The organism is Enterobacter cloacae complex sp. 397G4, assembly GCF_050031515.1.
In the GTDB taxonomy this organism is placed as follows: domain Bacteria; phylum Pseudomonadota; class Gammaproteobacteria; order Enterobacterales; family Enterobacteriaceae; genus Enterobacter; species Enterobacter hormaechei_C.
Window position 1 is genome coordinate 2,068,024 of the sequence record NZ_JBLGWE010000001.1, and the last position, 17,398, is coordinate 2,085,421.

At 54.7% G+C, this 17,398-nt stretch carries 19 protein-coding genes; 6 read left to right on the forward strand and 13 right to left on the reverse strand.

Annotation, left to right across the window (positions count from 1 at the left end; genetic code table 11):
* The first annotated feature begins 34 nt into the window (after positions 1-34).
* Complete coding sequence (slyA, locus tag ACQG1Y_RS09890; protein ID WP_006808997.1) at positions 35-475, forward strand: transcriptional regulator SlyA; 441 nt, start codon at positions 35-37, stop codon at positions 473-475.
* Between the two features lie 35 nt (positions 476-510).
* Here slyA and ACQG1Y_RS09895 read toward each other — a convergent pair whose 3' ends face one another.
* On the reverse strand, positions 511-1,875 hold the full coding sequence (locus ACQG1Y_RS09895; protein WP_023303565.1) for a sensor domain-containing diguanylate cyclase: 1,365 nt from the start codon (positions 1,873-1,875) through the stop codon (positions 511-513).
* Between the two features lie 193 nt (positions 1,876-2,068).
* Complete coding sequence (gene slyB / locus ACQG1Y_RS09900) at positions 2,069-2,536, reverse strand: outer membrane lipoprotein SlyB (protein ID WP_003857604.1); 468 nt, start codon at positions 2,534-2,536, stop codon at positions 2,069-2,071.
* Positions 2,537-2,791: 255 nt separating this feature from the next.
* Here slyB and anmK point away from each other — a divergent pair, with 255 nt between their 5' ends.
* The 5 genes from anmK to pdxY all read left to right on the forward strand — a co-directional run bounded on the left by anmK (position 2,792) and on the right by pdxY (position 7,374).
* A complete protein-coding gene (anmK, locus tag ACQG1Y_RS09905) occupies positions 2,792-3,916 on the forward strand; it encodes an anhydro-N-acetylmuramic acid kinase (RefSeq protein WP_022650944.1) in 1,125 nt (374 codons plus the stop codon).
* A 93-nt stretch (positions 3,917-4,009) separates the two neighbouring features.
* The gene (gene mliC, locus ACQG1Y_RS09910; RefSeq protein ID WP_006808994.1) at positions 4,010-4,333 is read left to right on the forward strand and encodes a C-type lysozyme inhibitor; all 324 of its coding nucleotides are present in this window, start codon (positions 4,010-4,012) and stop codon (positions 4,331-4,333) included.
* Between the two features lie 57 nt (positions 4,334-4,390).
* Entirely contained in the window at positions 4,391-5,047 is a 657-nt protein-coding gene (gene pdxH, locus ACQG1Y_RS09915) for a pyridoxamine 5'-phosphate oxidase (protein ID WP_032648127.1), read from the forward strand.
* A 125-nt stretch (positions 5,048-5,172) separates the two neighbouring features.
* Complete coding sequence (gene tyrS / locus ACQG1Y_RS09920; RefSeq protein ID WP_017384594.1) at positions 5,173-6,447, forward strand: tyrosine--tRNA ligase; 1,275 nt, start codon at positions 5,173-5,175, stop codon at positions 6,445-6,447.
* A 66-nt stretch (positions 6,448-6,513) separates the two neighbouring features.
* Positions 6,514-7,374 (forward strand): pyridoxal kinase PdxY, encoded by an 861-nt coding sequence (gene pdxY / locus ACQG1Y_RS09925; RefSeq protein WP_214604565.1) that lies wholly within the window; start codon positions 6,514-6,516, stop codon positions 7,372-7,374.
* A gap of 90 nt (positions 7,375-7,464) precedes the next feature.
* On the opposite strand, the gene gstA is transcribed toward pdxY, so the two are convergent.
* The 11 genes from gstA to ydgT all read right to left on the reverse strand — a co-directional run bounded on the left by gstA (position 7,465) and on the right by ydgT (position 17,294).
* Complete coding sequence (gene gstA / locus ACQG1Y_RS09930; RefSeq protein ID WP_003857598.1) at positions 7,465-8,070, reverse strand: glutathione transferase GstA; 606 nt, start codon at positions 8,068-8,070, stop codon at positions 7,465-7,467.
* Positions 8,071-8,175: 105 nt separating this feature from the next.
* Positions 8,176-9,684 (reverse strand): dipeptide/tripeptide permease DtpA, encoded by a 1,509-nt coding sequence (gene dtpA, locus ACQG1Y_RS09935; RefSeq protein ID WP_003857596.1) that lies wholly within the window; start codon positions 9,682-9,684, stop codon positions 8,176-8,178.
* A 613-nt stretch (positions 9,685-10,297) separates the two neighbouring features.
* Positions 10,298-10,933, reverse strand: a complete 636-nt coding sequence (nth, locus tag ACQG1Y_RS09940; protein WP_015570668.1) for an endonuclease III — start codon at positions 10,931-10,933, stop codon at positions 10,298-10,300.
* Positions 10,930-11,616 (reverse strand): electron transport complex subunit E, encoded by a 687-nt coding sequence (locus ACQG1Y_RS09945; protein ID WP_003857592.1) that lies wholly within the window; start codon positions 11,614-11,616, stop codon positions 10,930-10,932. The genes nth and ACQG1Y_RS09945 overlap by 4 nt, the downstream gene beginning before the upstream one ends.
* Positions 11,617-11,618: 2 nt before the next feature.
* Entirely contained in the window at positions 11,619-12,239 is a 621-nt protein-coding gene (gene rsxG / locus ACQG1Y_RS09950; protein WP_003857590.1) for an electron transport complex subunit RsxG, read from the reverse strand.
* A 10-nt stretch (positions 12,240-12,249) separates the two neighbouring features.
* Entirely contained in the window at positions 12,250-13,302 is a 1,053-nt protein-coding gene (rsxD, locus tag ACQG1Y_RS09955) for an electron transport complex subunit RsxD (RefSeq protein WP_257438656.1), read from the reverse strand.
* Positions 13,303-15,324, reverse strand: a complete 2,022-nt coding sequence (rsxC, locus tag ACQG1Y_RS09960; RefSeq protein ID WP_368740520.1) for an electron transport complex subunit RsxC — start codon at positions 15,322-15,324, stop codon at positions 13,303-13,305. It lies immediately after the preceding gene.
* Positions 15,317-15,895, reverse strand: coding sequence for an electron transport complex subunit RsxB (gene rsxB / locus ACQG1Y_RS09965; protein ID WP_257438657.1), 579 nt, complete (start codon positions 15,893-15,895; stop codon positions 15,317-15,319). Before rsxB ends, rsxC begins: the two co-directional genes overlap by 8 nt.
* Entirely contained in the window at positions 15,895-16,476 is a 582-nt protein-coding gene (gene rsxA / locus ACQG1Y_RS09970; RefSeq protein ID WP_000133206.1) for an electron transport complex subunit RsxA, read from the reverse strand. The genes rsxB and rsxA overlap by 1 nt, the downstream gene beginning before the upstream one ends.
* A gap of 76 nt (positions 16,477-16,552) precedes the next feature.
* Complete coding sequence (locus ACQG1Y_RS09975) at positions 16,553-16,993, reverse strand: DUF2569 domain-containing protein (RefSeq protein ID WP_017693547.1); 441 nt, start codon at positions 16,991-16,993, stop codon at positions 16,553-16,555.
* An 85-nt stretch (positions 16,994-17,078) separates the two neighbouring features.
* Positions 17,079-17,294, reverse strand: a complete 216-nt coding sequence (gene ydgT / locus ACQG1Y_RS09980) for a transcription modulator YdgT (RefSeq protein ID WP_000217941.1) — start codon at positions 17,292-17,294, stop codon at positions 17,079-17,081.
* Between the last annotated feature and the right edge of the window lie 104 nt (positions 17,295-17,398).

Genomic DNA, 17,398 nt, shown 5'->3' on the forward strand with positions numbered 1-17,398 from the left:
CACTATAATCACTTAGCAAGCTAATTATAAGGAGATGAAATTGGAATCGCCATTAGGTTCTGATCTGGCAAGGTTGGTACGCATCTGGCGTGCTCTGATTGACCATCGCCTGAAACCTCTGGAACTTACGCAGACGCACTGGGTTACGCTGCATAACATTCATCAGCTCCCGCCCGATCAGTCACAGATCCAACTGGCAAAAGCGATTGGTATTGAGCAGCCTTCTCTGGTGCGTACCCTTGACCAGCTGGAAGAGAAGGGACTCATCTCCCGACAAACCTGCGCCAGCGATCGTCGCGCCAAGCGGATTAAATTGACGGAAAAAGCGGCCCCGATTATTACTGAGATGGAGACCGTCATCAGTAAAACGCGAGGGGAGATCCTGGCCGGTATTTCCCCCGCTGAGCTGGAGATGCTGATCGGACTCATCGCCCGTCTTGAACAAAACATCCACGATTTACAGTCGCGCGACTGACGTTATTCACAGGCCTTGCTGGTGCAAGGCCTTTGTCATGTTCTGAACACCACCACCCGGTTGCGACCCGTCTCTTTTGCCTCGTACATGGCTTTATCCGCGCTTTCCACACAGGTTTCAGCGCTGGTCTCCGGCGAGGTGGCGGTGAATACCCCCATACTGATAGTTATCGGTTCCGGGAGATAACCGCCGCTGCTGACGTTGTCGAAACCGCTCAATTTGAGACGTATGCGTTCGGCAACCTGTTGCGCAAGATCGGAAGGGGTATTTGTCAGCATGAGCACAAATTCTTCGCCGCCGATCCGCGCTGCGATATCCTGCGGTCGCACTGAATCGGTCAACAGGTTTGAGACAAACTGTAAAACCTTATCCCCCTGCAAATGGCCGTAGCAGTCGTTAATGCGTTTGAAACGGTCAAGATCGCTCACGATCACCGATACTGGGTGCGCCAGGGTTGCTGTACTCAGCGCGTGGTTTAATGAATCATAGAAATAGCTACGATTATACAGACGGGTGAGGGGATCGCGGATCGAGTTTTGATAAGACTCCTGATATTTTACATGCGAGTCACGATACAAATTAAATACATCGGAAAGTAAGATGAAGATAATGATTAATGTAGCGACAGTTTCGAATAACCGTGCCCGGTACCATGAAATATCTTCAGCGTGTCCGCCTAACAATAGCATGAGCAGGGTGACGATATAACAGACGCATAAAAAATTGCCGCCGACCCAAAACAAATTCCTCACGCGGGTAATGGCCATCAGGGTGATTAACGTTACTACCCACAGGACGATCAAAATGATATTAATCGCCTGGCTCCAGAGAACCATAAACTGTCGGGTTTCATTGTCTACCAGGTCCAGTGTGAGCAGGGTTGAATGGCTGGAATAGAATAATGCCAGCCCAAGCATACTGCCCGTAAAGAGCGAGGCGCCGACAACGATACCGATGTGGGTGCTTCGTGAGAGAGCGGACGTACGCAGGGTATACAGCAATGCCGAGATGATTATCAGCACCGCCATTAAAAAGTGGCGGAACATATAGAAAATCATGGCGTCATTATAGTTCGCCACGTTGAACTGATAGAGATCAAGCCAGGCCGGGAAGCTGGACAGAGTCCCCACCATCAATAACGCTGAGCCGGCAAAGGCCAGGGCAATGGGAACAAGATATAATCGCCTTCTGTCGCACCAGTATTTCATTGCCATAAAACAGGCAATAAACAGATGAAACACCAGAAGAAATATCGTCAGCGTAGGGAAAAACAAAGGTGAAAACGAAGGAACCCATTCAACAAGTTTTATAAAAAAAGCTTGTAATACGGCAATGATAACAATGCATCCAAGCGCGAAGGCCACAAAGCGGTTCTTTACAAATCGACAGATCGCAAGCATAGAGAATTTAAAAATTAAAAAAGAAAAAGAGATTGCGAAGAGTCTAAACGAGGGAAATAAAAAATACTTTGCGCACGGACAAGAACAGGTGAAATGAATAATTCACCATGTGAATGTATTGTGCAAATATATTGTTGGAAACGATGATTTTGTTAAATGGATGCGGTCTGAACAGACCACATCCATCAGGATATTAGCGCGGGGAGACGGTAACCTGGCTGCCGTTGCTTGCCAGTACAACACGCTGGCCAGCAGAGAAGCGGGTGTTACCCTGTTTCTGCACAACCATAATGGTGCTGCCATCGTCTTTACGGATTTCCAGCTCAACGCCCTGAGTTTTGTTCATCGCACCCTGAACGCCCTGACCCGCTACGCCGCCTGCAACTGCGCCCGCTGCGGTCGCCAGAGAACGTCCGGTGCCGCCGCCAATGGTATTACCCAGGAAACCGCCCAGCACAGCACCGCCGATTGCGCCCACCACGTTCGTGTCATCGCCACCCTGAATCTGAACAGGACGGGCATTAACGATAGTACCGTATGTCACGTTCTGTACCTGTTTAGCTTCAGAAGCACTATATACGTCGCCGGAGAGTGAACTGTCATTCACACAACCCGCCAGTGTTAAACCAATCAGCGAAACGCCCAGTACACGTAAAATCATTTGACTCTCCTGTTCACCAAAAAACGCCCGGTTGGGGCATCCGTTATGGTTAAATTATATGGCATTCCTGACCACAGTTCATATCTTTGCATGCCGAATAGATAAATTTTACCTGAACAGGGCTTAACGGGACATAAACAAACATCGCCTGTGCTACAGGTCTGAGATTGTTAAAAATTATTATCACCGCATAGCAAAGCCGCGTTATTTATGATGGAGTGTTTGCACTTAGCCCATGTAACGTAAGGAAAGCGCATGAAATCGGGTCGCTATATCGGTGTGATGTCTGGTACCAGTCTTGACGGTGTGGATGTCGTTCTGGCCGCCATTGATGAAAACATGGTGGCGCAGCAGGCAAGCCTGACCTGGCCAATTCCGGTCTCGTTAAAAGAAGAGATCCTGAACATCTGCCAGGGGCAACAGCTGACGCTTTCCCAACTGGGCCAACTGGATGTGCGTCTGGGGGCGCTGTTTGCTGATGCGGTACTGGCCCTGATGCAGCAGGAAAGACTCCACCCGCAGGATATCGTGGCAATAGGTTGCCATGGGCAGACCGTCTGGCATGAACCTGTCGGCGAGGCGCCGCACACGATGCAAATTGGCGATAACAACCAGATTGTGGCAAAAACCGGCGTGACGGTGGTGGGTGATTTCCGTCGTCGCGATATGGCCCTCGGCGGGCAGGGGGCGCCGCTGGTTCCGGCATTTCATCAGGCGCTGCTGGCGCACCCGGTAGAGCGCAGGATGGTCCTGAACATCGGCGGGATCGCCAACCTGTCGATGCTTATTCCCGGGCAACCCGTGCGGGGGTACGATACCGGACCCGGTAATATGCTGATGGATGCCTGGATCTGGCGTCAGAGCGGTAAAGCCTATGACAAAGACGCGCAGTGGGCCAGCCAGGGGAAAGTGATCCTTCCCTTGCTGCAAACCCTGTTAAGCGATCCTTTCTTTGCTCTGCCTGCGCCGAAAAGCACGGGGCGGGAATATTTTAACTACGGCTGGCTTGAACGTCAGCTGGCGCGCTTCCCCGGCCTTGCGCCTCAGGATGTGCAGGCTACGCTGACGGAGCTCACCGCGGTGTCGATCTCTGAACAGGTGTTGCTGAGCGGCGGGTGTGAGCGCTTGCTGGTATGCGGAGGCGGAAGCCGCAACCCGCTGGTGATGGCACGCCTCGCCGCCTTGCTGCCAGGCACCGAAGTCACGACCACTGATGAAGCCGGGATCAGCGGAGACGATATGGAAGCGCTGGCCTTCGCCTGGCTTGCCTGGCGTACGGTTGCCGGTCTGCCGGGGAATTTACCCTCCGTAACCGGTGCGCGGGAGGCGAGCGTCCTCGGGGCCATTTTCCCCGCAAACCCGCGCCATAATCAGAGTTAACTGAAATTCAGCGGGAGGCGTAACCCGTAAAATAGGGAAAAACAGGAGGGCGGTTAGGCCCTCCAGGACCAGGATAGTCTTCGGAATCTGCCCATGAAAAAACTTCTTCTCATTGCTGTACCTTTTCTTATGACCGGATGCAGCGTCTATAACCAGTTCGTTGAGCGTATGCAAACCGATACGCTGGAATATCGTTGTGATGAAAAACCGCTGACGGTGAAGCTGAACAACCCGCGTCAGGAAGCCAGCTTCGTTTATGACAATAAGTTGTTGACGCTGAAGCAGGGAATGTCGGCCTCCGGTGCGCGCTACTCAGACGGGATCTACGTCTTCTGGTCGAAAGGCGACAGCGCCACCGTCTACAAGCGTGACCGCATTGTGCTGAACAATTGTCAGCTTGAAAATCCGAAGCGTTGAGATTTTTGAAGGGGGCGCGCACAATAGCGCCACCCAATCTCACTTTCAGCTAACGCCATGTCAGATAACGACGAACTACAGCAAATTGCGCATCTGCGCCGTGAATACACCAAAGGCGGTCTGCGCCGCCAGGATCTTCCCGCCGAACCGCTGGTGCTTTTTGAACGCTGGCTGAAGCAGGCCTGCGAAGCGAAACTGGCCGACCCGACGGCGATGGTCGTTGCCACGGTTGATGAAAACGGTCAGCCGTATCAACGCATCGTTCTTCTCAAGCATTATGACGAGAAAGGGCTGGTGTTCTACACCAACCTTGGCAGCCGTAAAGCGCATCACCTTGAAAATAATCCGCGTATTAGCCTGCTCTTCCCGTGGCATATGCTTGAGCGCCAGGTGATGGTTACCGGCAAGGCGGAGCGCCTCTCTACGCTCGAAGTGGTGAAATATTTCCACAGCCGCCCGCGCGACAGTCAGATCGGCGCCTGGGTCTCTAAACAGTCCAGCCGAATCTCAGCCCGCGGCGTGCTGGAGAGTAAATTCCTCGAACTCAAACAGAAGTTTCAGCAGGGTGAAGTACCGCTGCCGAGTTTCTGGGGCGGGTTCCGCATTCCCATTGAACAGATAGAGTTCTGGCAGGGCGGTGAACACCGTCTCCACGACCGCTTTTTATACCAGCGCGACAACGGTGGCTGGAAAATCGACAGACTGGCCCCGTAATCCCCAAAATTTGTTGATTTAAGCGCTAGCGCACACCGCGCTGGCGCTTTATTCTATGGTCCTTTCGCATCAGGCGAAAAGTCGTGTACCGGCAAAGGTGCAGTCGTTTATACATGGAGAATTTGATGGCAAGCAGTAACTTGATTAAACAATTGCAAGAGCGGGGCCTCGTGGCCCAGGTGACGGACGAGGAAGCGTTAGCAGAGCGACTGGCGCAAGGCCCGATCGCGCTCTATTGCGGCTTCGATCCCACCGCTGACAGCTTGCATTTGGGGCATCTTGTTCCATTGTTATGCCTGAAACGCTTCCAGATGGCCGGCCATAAGCCTGTCGCACTGGTTGGCGGCGCGACCGGTCTGATTGGCGACCCAAGTTTCAAAGCCGCTGAGCGTAAGCTGAATACCGAAGACACCGTGCAGGAGTGGGTGGATAAGATCCGTAAACAGGTTGCACCGTTCCTGGATTTCGACTGCGGTGACAACTCTGCGATTGCGGCGAACAACTACGACTGGTTTGGTGGCATGAACGTGCTGACGTTCCTGCGTGACATCGGCAAACACTTCTCTGTTAACCAGATGATTAACAAAGAAGCAGTAAAGCAGCGTCTTAACCGTGACGATCAGGGTATCTCTTTCACGGAGTTCTCCTACAACCTGTTGCAGGGGTATGACTTCGCCTGCCTGAACAAGCTGCACGGCGTCTCTCTGCAAATTGGCGGTTCCGACCAGTGGGGTAACATCACCTCCGGTATCGATCTGACCCGTCGCCTCCACCAGAATCAGGTGTTTGGTCTGACCGTGCCGTTGATCACCAAAGCCGACGGTACCAAGTTCGGTAAGACCGAAGGCGGCGCGGTATGGCTGGATCCGAAGAAAACCAGCCCGTACAAGTTCTACCAGTTCTGGATCAATACGGCGGATGCCGACGTTTATCGCTTCCTGAAGTTCTTCACCTTTATGGATATCGAAGAAATCAATGCGCTGGAAGAAGAAGACAAGAACAGCGGTAAAGCACCACGCGCCCAGTACGTGCTGGCGGACGAAGTGACTAAACTGGTTCACGGCGAAGAAGGTCTGGCGGCGGCGAAGCGCATTACGGCTAGCCTGTTCAACGGAACCCTGAGCGATTTAAGCGAAGCGGATTTCGAACAGCTGGCGCAGGATGGCGTGCCGATGGTTGAGATGGAAAAAGGCGCCGATCTGATGCAGGCGCTGGTGGACTCCGAGCTCCAGCCGTCTCGCGGTCAGGCGCGTAAAACCATCGCCTCTAACGCTATCACCATTAATGGCGAAAAACAGGCCGATCCGGAATACACCTTTACCGAGAACGACCGTCTCTATGGTCGCTACACGCTGCTGCGTCGCGGTAAGAAAAATTACTGCCTGGTCTGCTGGAAGTAATTAAAAGTATGCAGGGGCGTGGGAAACCACGCCCCTTTTGTTTTGACAGGGTTTGGTAAGTACAACATGAAGAACATCCTCGCCATTCAGTCCCACGTTGTGTTTGGACATGCTGGCAACAGCGCTGCGGAATTCCCGATGCGCCGCCTCGGCGTTAACGTCTGGCCCCTCAATACCGTCCAGTTTTCGAATCACACCCAGTACGGTAAATGGACCGGCTGCGTAATGCCGCCGTCGCATCTGACGGAAATCGTTCAGGGGATTGCGGATATCGACCAGCTTAAACGCTGCGATGCCGTACTCAGCGGCTATCTGGGTTCGGCGGAGCAGGGGGAACATATCCTCGGCATTGTGCGCCAGGTGAAAGCGGCAAACCCCGCGGCGAAATATTGCTGCGATCCGGTAATGGGACATCCTGAAAAAGGCTGCATCGTAGCGCCGGGCGTTGCGGAGTTTCATGTCCGTCATGCCTTGCCCGCCAGCGATATTATTGCCCCCAACCTGATTGAACTTGAGATCCTGTGCGAGCATCCGGTCAACAGCGTAGAAGAGGCTGTCAGCGCCTCTCGCGAGCTGATCGCCCAGGGGCCAGAGATTGTGCTGGTTAAGCATCTGGCACGCGCAGGGTTGAGCCAGGACCGTTTTGAGATGCTGCTGGTGACGAAGGATGAAGCCTGGCATATCAGTCGACCGCTGGTGGATTTCGGTGCACGTCAGCCTGTCGGGGTCGGGGATGTGACCAGCGGTTTGCTGCTGGTGAAGCTATTGCAGGGCGCGAGCCTGCGCGATGCGCTGGAGCACGTCACCGCAGCCGTTTATGAAATCATGATTGCGACGAAGACGATGCAGGAATATGAGCTCCAGGTCGTCGCGGCGCAGGATCGCATCGCGAAGCCGGAGCACTATTTTAGCGCAACGCAGCTTTAGAAAACGCCCGGCGCCGCTGCGCTTGCACGGGCCTACGGAATTTGTAGGCCGGGTAAGCGTCAGCGCCACCCGGCAATCCAGGCCGCTCGGTTAATTCAACCCTTCCGCTTTCAGCGCCGCTGCCACCGCAGGACGCTCCGCCACGCGCGTCATATACGACGCGACATGGTCTAATCCTTCCATGTTCAGCTTAACCGCGCGCGCCCAGCGCAGAACGGTAAACAGATAGGCATCGGCGATGGTGAAACGCGAGCCACAGATCCACTGGTCGTCTTTCAGCGCGTCGTTAACGTACTGCAACTTTTTCTCCAGCAGCGCGCGCACGGTAGGTTTGTACTCTTCCGGCGTGTCCGGGCGGAACAGGGGCGTAAAGCCTTTGTGCAGTTCGGTGGCAATATAGTTCAGCCACTCCAGCGTTTTATAACGCGCAATGCTGCCGGTGGGGGCAAGGAGCTGACGATCCGGTACGTTGTCCGCCAGGAATTGCATAATCGCCACCCCTTCGGTCAGCAGGGTGCCATCATCCAGCAGCAGGGCCGGAACCTGGCCTTTTGGGTTAATCGCAAAAAAGTCATCCCCGTTTTCCAGACGCTTTTTCATCAGGTCAACGCCGTCCAGCGTGAAATCTTTACCGCTCTCGCGAAGCGTAATATGGGAAGCAAGAGAGCAGGCGCCCGGTTTATAGAACAGTTTCATCGGTAACTCCTTTTTGCTGAGGTTCCAGCTATGTTAGTGCGCGTTCGGATAAAAAAAAAGCCGCTAATCAATTAGCGGCTTCTGTTCAGTCGTTTCCCGATGACATTACGCGTTCGCGGTTTTGATCGCTTTAGCGGATTTGTCGTCGTCCTGGGTCATACGATTCAGTTTAGGTGCGGTCAGCAGCATCAGCACGGCAATCACGGCGGTCGCGATACCAATTTGCATGAACACGGTGCCGTAGACATTCAGGGAAACCAGCGGGTCGGTAACGTTGTCTGGTACCGCCATCAGGTTCGCAATCTTACCTGCGATGATAGCCGCGCCAGCGGTGGTCAGGAACCAGCTGCCCATGATGAAGCCCATCAGACGCTGAGGGACCAGCTGCGCAACCATCGCCAGGCCCAGACCGGAGATCATCAGTTCACCGATGGATTGCAGCGCATAGCTCAGGATCAGCCAGTTAACAGACACGATACCCGCGTCGGTCGCGAATTTCGTCCCCAGAGGCAGCACCAGGAATGCGCCAGAGCACAGCACCATACCGATAGCGAACTTGTGCGGCATAGGCAGACGGTCGCCCATCTTGTTATAGATAGCGGCCAGAATCGGGCTACCAATCATGATCCAGAACGGGTTCAGGGCCTGATACTGCTCCGGCTCGAACGCGATACCAAGGATGGAGTGCTCAACGTTGCGGATAGCGAAGAAGTTCAGAGACGTTGGCATCTGGCTGTACAGAACGAAGAAGATGATCGCTTCCAGCATCAGGATGAACGCCACAATCATCTTACGACGTGCCGCACCCTGCATCGCAAAGGCTTCTTTCGCGAAGATAATCACGATACCCAGCGCAACCACGCCCAGTACGGCACGTGCAACGCCCTGGTTGTGCAGCAGCCAGGTGGCGACAGCGGCCAGGATCACGATGCCGACGATGGTTGCCAGCAGTTTGCCCATGTGCACGGGTTCGAAGTCTGGTTTTGAACCATAGTCTTTAACCCAGCTACGGCAGAACAGGAAGTTCACAACGGTGATCAGCATACCCACGAAGCTCAGCGCAAACGCTACGCTCCAGCCGAATTTTGCGGCCAGCCATGGGGTTGCCAGCATAGAGAAGAAGGAACCGATGTTGATGGACATGTAGTACATGGTAAATGCACCGTCCAGACGTGGGTCATCTTTGCTGTAGCAGGTAGAGAGCAGGGAAGACGGGTTCGCCTTGAAGAGGCCGTTACCTACCGCGATGGTAGCCATACCCATGTAAACCACACCTGCATCGTGCCCGGACCAGGCAACCAGTCCATAGCCAATCGCCAGAACAACGGCGCCCAGCATAATGACACGTTTAGTACCGAGAACTTTATCGCCTAACCAGCCGCCGATAGCGACCAGGCCATACACCAGGGCGCTGAAGGAAGAGAACAGCGTGATGGAATCGGCTTCAGACATACCCAGCTGTTTAACCAGGTAAACCGCCATGATCCCTTGCAGGCCGTAGTAGCCAAAACGTTCCCATAATTCGATAGAGAAAATGAGATAGAACGCTTTAGGCTGTTTGAAAGCGTTAAGACTTACGCTCTCATCTGTTGGTTTATTGTTTGCAGTAGACACATATACCTCTTTTTTTACATCCCATATTAACGGGGGTGTTCATAGCGTGATGACCGTAGTCCATCCGCTTTATAGTTATATTGGGAGGGGAAACGGCGGGTAATGTTCACTATCCAGCCCCATCTGGCAATACGTTTGTAATAATCTGTTACATATAACTCTGGCGGTATAATCATCGGTTCATGCAAATGTTATACAGCGTTAAATCTCATCCGTTCAAAATTGATGGTTTTTTTCACTGTAAACGACCCTGTTCAACGGCTGTATGGCGATATGTTCTGCTATTTTGGGTGATTGGCAGTGATATAGCCCATATTCTGAAAAATGACTGGTCTTATGTGCGGTGTGGAATCGATGAAATCTTGTCTGACAAAGGGGTTGGGCGGGTTTTAACAACAAAAATCCAACATCAGGTTATCAGAGTGATCGCGATCACAGATGTATAGAAATTTTTGGTGATGAAAAAACTATTAACCTGTTTGAGTGTTAAATGACCGAAGAATCGACAATGCGTAAAGGAGAAAGAGAGGGCAATTTATGGTCAATCGGGAAGATATCAGAGCCCTTGTTAATTTTAAGGGCTTGAACAGGTAAGAAGTAAGGTGGTTTACGCTCAGGGATAGACTTTTTCTTTGTATTCGCAAAGATCTTCGATAATGCAGGAACCGCAGCGTGGCTTACGGGCAATACAGGTATACCGTCCGTGCAGGATCAGCCAGTGGTGGCAGTCCACCTTAAATTCCGCCGGGACCACTTTTAACAGCTTCTCTTCCACCTCTTCCACGTTTTTACCCGGCGCGAACCGGGTACGGTTAGAGACGCGAAAGATATGGGTATCCACGGCGATAGTCGGCCAGCCAAACGCCGTGTTCAGCACCACATTTGCCGTTTTACGCCCGACGCCCGGCAACGCTTCCAGCGCAGCGCGGTCTTCCGGGACTTCACCGCCGTGCTGCTCCAGCAGGATCCGGCAGGTCTTAATGACGTTTTCGGCCTTGCTGTTAAACAGGCCAATGGTCTTGATATAGGATTTCACACCTTCAACGCCCAGCTCCAGCATGGCCTGCGGCGTATTGGCGACAGGGTAGAGCAGGGCCGTGGCTTTGTTGACGCTCACGTCCGTCGCCTGTGCAGAGAGCAGCACCGCGATCAACAGTTCAAACGGCGAGTTAAAATTCAGCTCTGTCGTAGGATGAGGATTCTCATCGCGCAGGCGCGTCAGGATCGCAATGCGTTTCTCTTTATTCATACTGCTTTCTCGGGGATCCCTTCCTGTACGCTGCGCTCAGCGGCGCGGCGTTTACGTTTTTCATCAATCAGGTATTTTAACGCCAGCATCATTCCAAGGCCAATGAAGGCGCCAGGCGGCAGCATGGCCAGCAGGAACGGAGTGTCCGTATGGAACACCTCAATACGCAGCGACTTCGCCCAGCCGCCAAGCAGCGCGTCCGCACCGTCGAAGAGCGTACCGTTGCCCAAAATTTCACGCAGAGAGCCGAGAACGAACATGGCGGCAGTCGCGCCCATGCCGATGGAAAAACCATCCAGCGCGGATATGGCCGGATTGTTTTTCACCGCAAAGGCTTCAGCGCGGCCTACGACAATACAGTTAGTCACGATAAGCGGAATGAAAATCCCGAGCGACTGGTACAGGCCAAATGCGTAGGCGTTAATCAGCATTTGCACCACGCTGACCACCGACGCAATGATCATGACATAGATCGGAATACGGATTTCCGACGGCGTCCAGCGGCGCAAAACAGAAATGGAAAAGTTAGTCAGGGTCAGCACCAGCGTGGTCGCCAGCCCCAGCCCGAGCGCGTTGGTGGCGGTAGACGTCACCGCCAGCAGCGGACACAGCCCCAGCAGCTGTACCAGCGCGGAGTTGTTCTTCCAGAGACCCTGGACGATAACCTCTTTAACCTGGCTCATGGTCACTCCTCACAGGTGGAAAGATGATTGATCTGCGCGGGCAGCGTTTCGGCATACAGCCCGGCGCGCTTGACGGCGTTGACCACCGCGCGTGGGGTAATCGTGGCACCCGTGAACTGGTCAAACTCGCCGCCATCTTTTTTCACCGCGAAAGCAGGATCGTCTTCGCCATGAATCATCTTTCCGGCGAAGTGTAAGATCCAGTCGCTTAAGCGTGTTTCAATTTTGTCGCCAAGGCCCGGCGTTTCGTGATGCTCCGTCACGCGCGTGCCCAGCACGGTGCCGGAAAAATCGCTGCCAACCAGCAGCTGAATCGCACCGGAGTAACCGTCCGGCGCGGTGGCTTCCATGACGGCACCCACGGGATTATCGCCCTTGCGGGCAATATAAACACGATGGGGTCCTTTACCGAGCTGCGGAGCCTGCACGACAAAGCAGCTTTTTTGCAAGTCATTATCGTAGAGGTCGGATGGGATCACCTGATCGAACAGCGCCTTTTGCTGCTTCATTGCCTGCTCTGCAATGGTTGTTTTCGTCAGTTCATTTACCAGCGCGGTCAGCCCGGTGAGGGCGGCAGCGAAGATCGCCAGCGTAACGCCGTGTTTTTGCATTGTTTTTAGCATGGCGTGACCCTTAGCGATGACCGTACACGCGTGGCCGCGTGTAGTAGTCGATGAGCGGAACGGTGATGTTAGCCAGCAGCACGGCAAATGCCACGCCGTCCGGATAACCGCCAAAGCTGCGAATAAGCCAGACCAGCAAACCCGCCAGCGCGCCGAAAATCAGACGTCCTCGGTTGGTGGTAGAGGCGGTGACCGGATCGGTCAGAATAAAGAATGCCCCGAGCATGGTCGCGCCGGAGAGCAGATGGAGCTGCGGGCTGGCCAGTGACTCAGGTGAGATGACCCAGCCGAGCGTCGAGCAGACGGCCAGCGTCACCAGGAAACTCACCGGAATATGCCAGCGGATTGCCTTCTGTTGCAGCAGGAACGCGCCGCCCAACAAATAGGCCAGATTGACCCACTGCCAGCCAGCACCCGCCAGTACGCCGCTGTAAATAGACGATTTCATCACCTGCTCCACGCTGTGTCCGGCACGCAGGGAGGTTTTGAAGGTATCGAGCGGGGTGGCCTGGCTGATGCCGTCCACGCCCATGCGAAGCGCGTTCATATCTGCGCCCAGCGCGGTGTGGCCGTTAAAGATAACGTGCAGGGCATCCATAAAGCCGGGGACGGTGGCGGCGATCTCATGCGGTGGCAGCCAGCTGGTCATCTGTACCGGGAAGGAGATCAGCAGTACCACGTAGCCAATCATCGCCGGGTTAAACGGGTTATGGCCCAGCCCGCCGTACAGCTGCTTGGCGATGATCACCGCAAACACCGTTCCCAATACCACCATCCACCACGGGGCGAACGGGGGAATGCTGATGGCCAGCAACAGGCCGGTCAACAGGGCGGAGTTATCGCTCAGGATGCGAGTCACTTCCATTTTGCGCAGCTTCAGGATCGCTGCTTCCGCTGCGACGGCACTGGCGCAACCCAGAACTAACTGGAAAAGCGTACCCCAGCCGAAAAACCAACACTGTACGGCAATACCTGGCAGCGCGGCCAGGCACACCAGCATCATAATACGCGATGTCTGGCGCTGGTTATGGGTATAAGGGGAACTTGCAATTCTGAAAACCATTTAATCCTCGTTAACGGCTTGCTGCGCGGCTTTCTTTGCCTGAACGCGCGCAATCGCGGCGGCGACTGCGGCTTTGCGTGGATCGTCGTTGGCGGCCGCAGGCCGTTCGTCCTGCTGTGCCGCTTTTCGTGCTTTGGCACGGGCGATGGCCGCTTCAACGGCGGCTTTACGCGGGTCGACAGGCGCTTCACTCTCTTCGGCTGGCTGAACCTGTGCCGTTTTTCGTGCTTTGGCACGGGCGATAGCGGCTTCAACGGCCGCCTTGCGCGGATCCGTCGCTTCCTGTTCAACCACCACTGTCTGCTGACCGGCCTTACGGGCTTTTGCCCTGGCGATAGCCGCTTCCACTGCCGCTTTACGCGGGTCGATATCGGCTTCCGGTATGGCGTGTTGCGCTTTCTCCGCCTGACGCGCGCGAGCTTCGGCTTTACGCGCTTCGCGGGCCGCAATCGCTTCGCTGTTGTCCGGTCTTTCTCCCGGAGCGATCACAACCGTCTGGGCGGCGGTGGCTTTCTTCTCGCGCACGCGGGCCAGGGCTGCGTTAATGGCATCCTGATCTTTCGCCGCAGGCTGGACGGCAGCCTGCTTATGGCGTTCCTGACGGGCTTGTTTCTCGCGCTCCAGTCGCGCCTGACGCGCTTCAAAGCGGGCCTTCGCTTCAGCGGCACGTTTTTCTTCCATGGAGATGGCGTAGATTTCGGCTTTCTCCTGACGGAAGTATTGCACCAGCGGAATATTGCTTGGGCAGACCCAGGCGCAGGCACCGCATTCAATACAGTCAGCCAGGTTATGCGCCTGGGCTTTATCGTGCAGCTGGCCTTTGCTGTACCAGTACAACTGCTGCGGCAGTAAATCTGCCGGGCATGCGTCCGCACAGGCGCTACAGCGTATGCAGCCTTTCTCTTCCTGCGTTTCGCCCATCTCCGTTGGGGAAGGGGCGAGCAGGCAGTTGGTAATCTTCACCACCGGCACATCCAGCCACGGCAGGGTAAAGCCCATCAGCGGGCCACCCATAATGACCAGTTGATCGCTACCCGGGCAGAAGCCAGCCTGTTCCAGCAGATGACGCACCGGCGTACCCAGACGCGCCCAGACGTTGCCGGGACGGGAGACGGACTCGCCGGTCAGCGTGACGACGCGCTCGGTCAATGGCTCGCCGTCAATCACCGCACGTTTCACCGCGTAGGCGGTTCCCACGTTTTGCATCAGCACGCCGATGTCGGACGAACGGCCCCCGTGGGGGACCTGTTTGCCGGTCAGGATCTGCGTCAGCTGTTTTGCCCCGCCGGACGGGTATTTGGTCGGGATCACTCGCAGGGCGATATCGTGGCTGTCCGCCAGTACCGCACGCAGCATCGAAATGGCCTGCGGTTTATTGTCCTCAATACCGATCAGCACTTCGCGGGGTTGCAGAATATGCGCAAGAATGCGAATCCCTTCCACCACCTGCGCGGCACAGTCCTGCATCAGACGGTCATCGGCGGTGATGTACGGTTCGCATTCGGCGGCGTTGATGATCAGCGTTTCGATTTTATCGCCGCCGCCGTGAAGCTTAGCGCCGGTCGGGAAGCCTGCGCCCCCCAGACCCGCCACGCCGAACTGATGAATGCGTTCAATCAGCGCTTCACGGCTGTGGGAACGGTAGTCGCTCCAGCCGTCACGATCGATCCAGCGGTCTTCACCATCGGCTTCAATGATCACGCTCAGCTCAGACAACGCCGACGGATGGGCAACGGTATGGGGGGCAACAGCCACCACCTTACCGGAAGTCGGGGCATGTATCGGCAACATCCGTCCGCGACCAAAGGTCAGCGGCTGGCCGCGAAGAACGCTATCGCCTTCTTTCACGCACAGTTCACCTTCCGCGCCGATATGCTGTTTAAGGGGCATAACGTAACGGGTCGCCAGCGGGATCTGGCGCAGCGGCGTGCCGTTAGACTGCGATTTCATCTCAGGCGGATGAATGCCGCCGTCGAAATCCCAGATCTTCTCTTTTCTGAAGGCAGAAAATAACTTAAGCATGTTGTTCCACAGGAATATTGCGAACCGGAATGGACTGAAGGTCCCACTTCCAGCTTTCAGTAGTCGTTTCAACCGGGCGTAGTTCTATACACTGCGTCGGGCAGGGCGCCACGCAGAGATTACAGCCGGTGCACAGATCCGCCACAACGGTGTGCATCGCGCGCGTTGAGCCCACAATGGCGTCAACAGGACACGCCTGAATACATTTGGTGCAGCCAATGCAGTTGGCTTCGTCGATGACAGCAAGGGCACGAACGGGCTCCTGGGCCTGTTCATCGCCGTCGACAGGCTGGGGATCGACGTTCAGCAGGGCAGCTATTTTAAGCATGACCGCTTCGCCACCCGGTGCGCAGCGGTTGATCTTTTCGCCCTGCACGCCCACCGCCTCAGCGTAAGGGCGGCAGCCAGGGTAGCCGCACTGCCCGCACTGGCTCTGCGGTAAAAGTTCATCAATTTTTTCAACCACCGGATCGTCCTCCACCGCAAACCGGCGGGAGGCATAACCCAGAATGATGCCAAAGACGAGTCCCAGTACGCTGATGGACGCGATGGCAATCCAGATAGCACTCATTACAACTTCACCAGACCACTAAAGCCCATAAAGGCCAGAGACATTAAACCTGCGGTCACCAGAGCGATGGCGTTACCGCGAAACGGCGCGGGAATATCCGCCGCGGCCAGACGCTCGCGAATCGAGGCGAACAGGACCATAACAAAAGAGAAACCGACCGCCGCGGAAAAACCGTACAGCGCCGATTGCAGGAAATTATGCCCAAGGTTGATATTGAGCAGCGCCACGCCCAGCACCGCGCAGTTGGTGGTGATGAGAGGCAGGAAAATGCCCAGCAGGCGATACAGGGCAGGGCTGGTTTTCCGCACCACCATCTCGGTAAATTGCACCACAACCGCAATGACCAGAATAAAGGACAAGGTGCGCAGGTAGAGCATGTCGAGCGGGATCAGGATCCAGGTATCAATCAGCCATGCGCAAATGGAGGCCATCGTCATCACGAAGGTGGTCGCCAGCCCCATGCCCATTGCCGTCTCCAGCTTTTTGGAGACGCCCATAAACGGGCACAGGCCAAGGAACTTCACCAGTACGAAGTTATTAACCAGCACAGTTCCGACAAAGAGCAGTAAGTAATCGGTCATTATTTAGCCTGAAATAAAATAGCCGCCTATTATCGGATAAACGACAACAGGCCACAACAGGTTAACTGTAAGGTTATTACGGGTTGACAAAGGTCTTCTTAACGCGCGTCGAACGCTTGAAATAAGGGACCAGAAGCGCCGTCGCCAGTAGCGGAAACAGTAACTGGCGAACCGCCAGCGCGTCAGACACTGGCGAGAAAGCGAATGCTTTGACAGCCAGCAGCACGGAGACCAGCAGCCAGATAATGTAATGTTTCGGCACGTTTTTGCGGCGTTTGAAGAAGGCGATAGTCAGCCACAGCGTGTAGTACCACATCGCGATCGCGAAAACGAACGACACAAACCACGTTGCAATATTGAGCGCACTCTGGGACATCAGTGTCTGGATAGCATGAGGCGTAACCAGTGCGGTGGTGTATAGCAACAGCGCCAGCGAAGCGCTTAATAATGCCACCAGCAGCCATGCCAGCGGGGCGATTAACCAGCCCCCAATTCTCTCTCCAGGCAATGCGGTCATACGCTCTCCCATAGTCTGCGCGAAATGTTATACAGAAATTTGCAGGGCGGAGAGTATATAACATTTCACGCCGAAGGCTACTTTCTTATACAACGTAACGCCATACGGATTTAGGCACTTCCCCCACATTGAACAGACGACCGCCAGAGACCAGTTCGGCGCGACGATGGTCAGCAGCGCGGTACATATTGATGATGTCCTGATTATCCGACAGCGTGTAGTTCAGATGGTCAAACAGTTTTTCCAGGCTTTCAAGGGAATTGATCTTGCGAAATTTTAATAAATAGTCCTGAACTGTCATGTTAATAAGTTTCCATATAAAAGGGTAATACCCATAAAGGTAATGCGTTCGAATAATAAACGGATTAATAAAGACGTAAACTGTCCACTCGGGTAACGCGACGA

Excerpts from the sequence above, each read along its gene's own strand:
- rsxA (WP_000133206.1), bottom strand. The coding sequence starts at position 16,476 with ATGACCGATTACTTACTGCTCTTTGTCGGAACTGTGCTGGTTAATAAC.
- mliC (WP_006808994.1), top strand. The coding sequence starts at position 4,010 with ATGAAAAAACTTCTTCTCATTGCTGTACCTTTTCTTATGACCGGATGC.
- slyB (WP_003857604.1), bottom strand. The coding sequence starts at position 2,536 with ATGATTTTACGTGTACTGGGCGTTTCGCTGATTGGTTTAACACTGGCG.
- rsxG (WP_003857590.1), bottom strand. The coding sequence starts at position 12,239 with ATGCTAAAAACAATGCAAAAACACGGCGTTACGCTGGCGATCTTCGCT.
- ACQG1Y_RS09975 (WP_017693547.1), bottom strand. The coding sequence starts at position 16,993 with ATGACCGCATTGCCTGGAGAGAGAATTGGGGGCTGGTTAATCGCCCCG.
- ACQG1Y_RS09895 (WP_023303565.1), bottom strand. The coding sequence starts at position 1,875 with ATGCTTGCGATCTGTCGATTTGTAAAGAACCGCTTTGTGGCCTTCGCG.
- ydgT (WP_000217941.1), bottom strand. The coding sequence starts at position 17,294 with ATGACAGTTCAGGACTATTTATTAAAATTTCGCAAGATCAATTCCCTT.
- rsxB (WP_257438657.1), bottom strand. The coding sequence starts at position 15,895 with ATGAGTGCTATCTGGATTGCCATCGCGTCCATCAGCGTACTGGGACTC.
- gstA (WP_003857598.1), bottom strand. The coding sequence starts at position 8,070 with ATGAAACTGTTCTATAAACCGGGCGCCTGCTCTCTTGCTTCCCATATT.
- slyA (WP_006808997.1), top strand. The coding sequence starts at position 35 with ATGAAATTGGAATCGCCATTAGGTTCTGATCTGGCAAGGTTGGTACGC.
- pdxY (WP_214604565.1), top strand. The coding sequence starts at position 6,514 with ATGAAGAACATCCTCGCCATTCAGTCCCACGTTGTGTTTGGACATGCT.
- anmK (WP_022650944.1), top strand. The coding sequence starts at position 2,792 with ATGAAATCGGGTCGCTATATCGGTGTGATGTCTGGTACCAGTCTTGAC.
- nth (WP_015570668.1), bottom strand. The coding sequence starts at position 10,933 with ATGAATAAAGAGAAACGCATTGCGATCCTGACGCGCCTGCGCGATGAG.
- pdxH (WP_032648127.1), top strand. The coding sequence starts at position 4,391 with ATGTCAGATAACGACGAACTACAGCAAATTGCGCATCTGCGCCGTGAA.
- ACQG1Y_RS09945 (WP_003857592.1), bottom strand. The coding sequence starts at position 11,616 with ATGAGCCAGGTTAAAGAGGTTATCGTCCAGGGTCTCTGGAAGAACAAC.
- rsxC (WP_368740520.1), bottom strand. The coding sequence starts at position 15,324 with ATGCTTAAGTTATTTTCTGCCTTCAGAAAAGAGAAGATCTGGGATTTC.
- tyrS (WP_017384594.1), top strand. The coding sequence starts at position 5,173 with ATGGCAAGCAGTAACTTGATTAAACAATTGCAAGAGCGGGGCCTCGTG.
- rsxD (WP_257438656.1), bottom strand. The coding sequence starts at position 13,302 with ATGGTTTTCAGAATTGCAAGTTCCCCTTATACCCATAACCAGCGCCAG.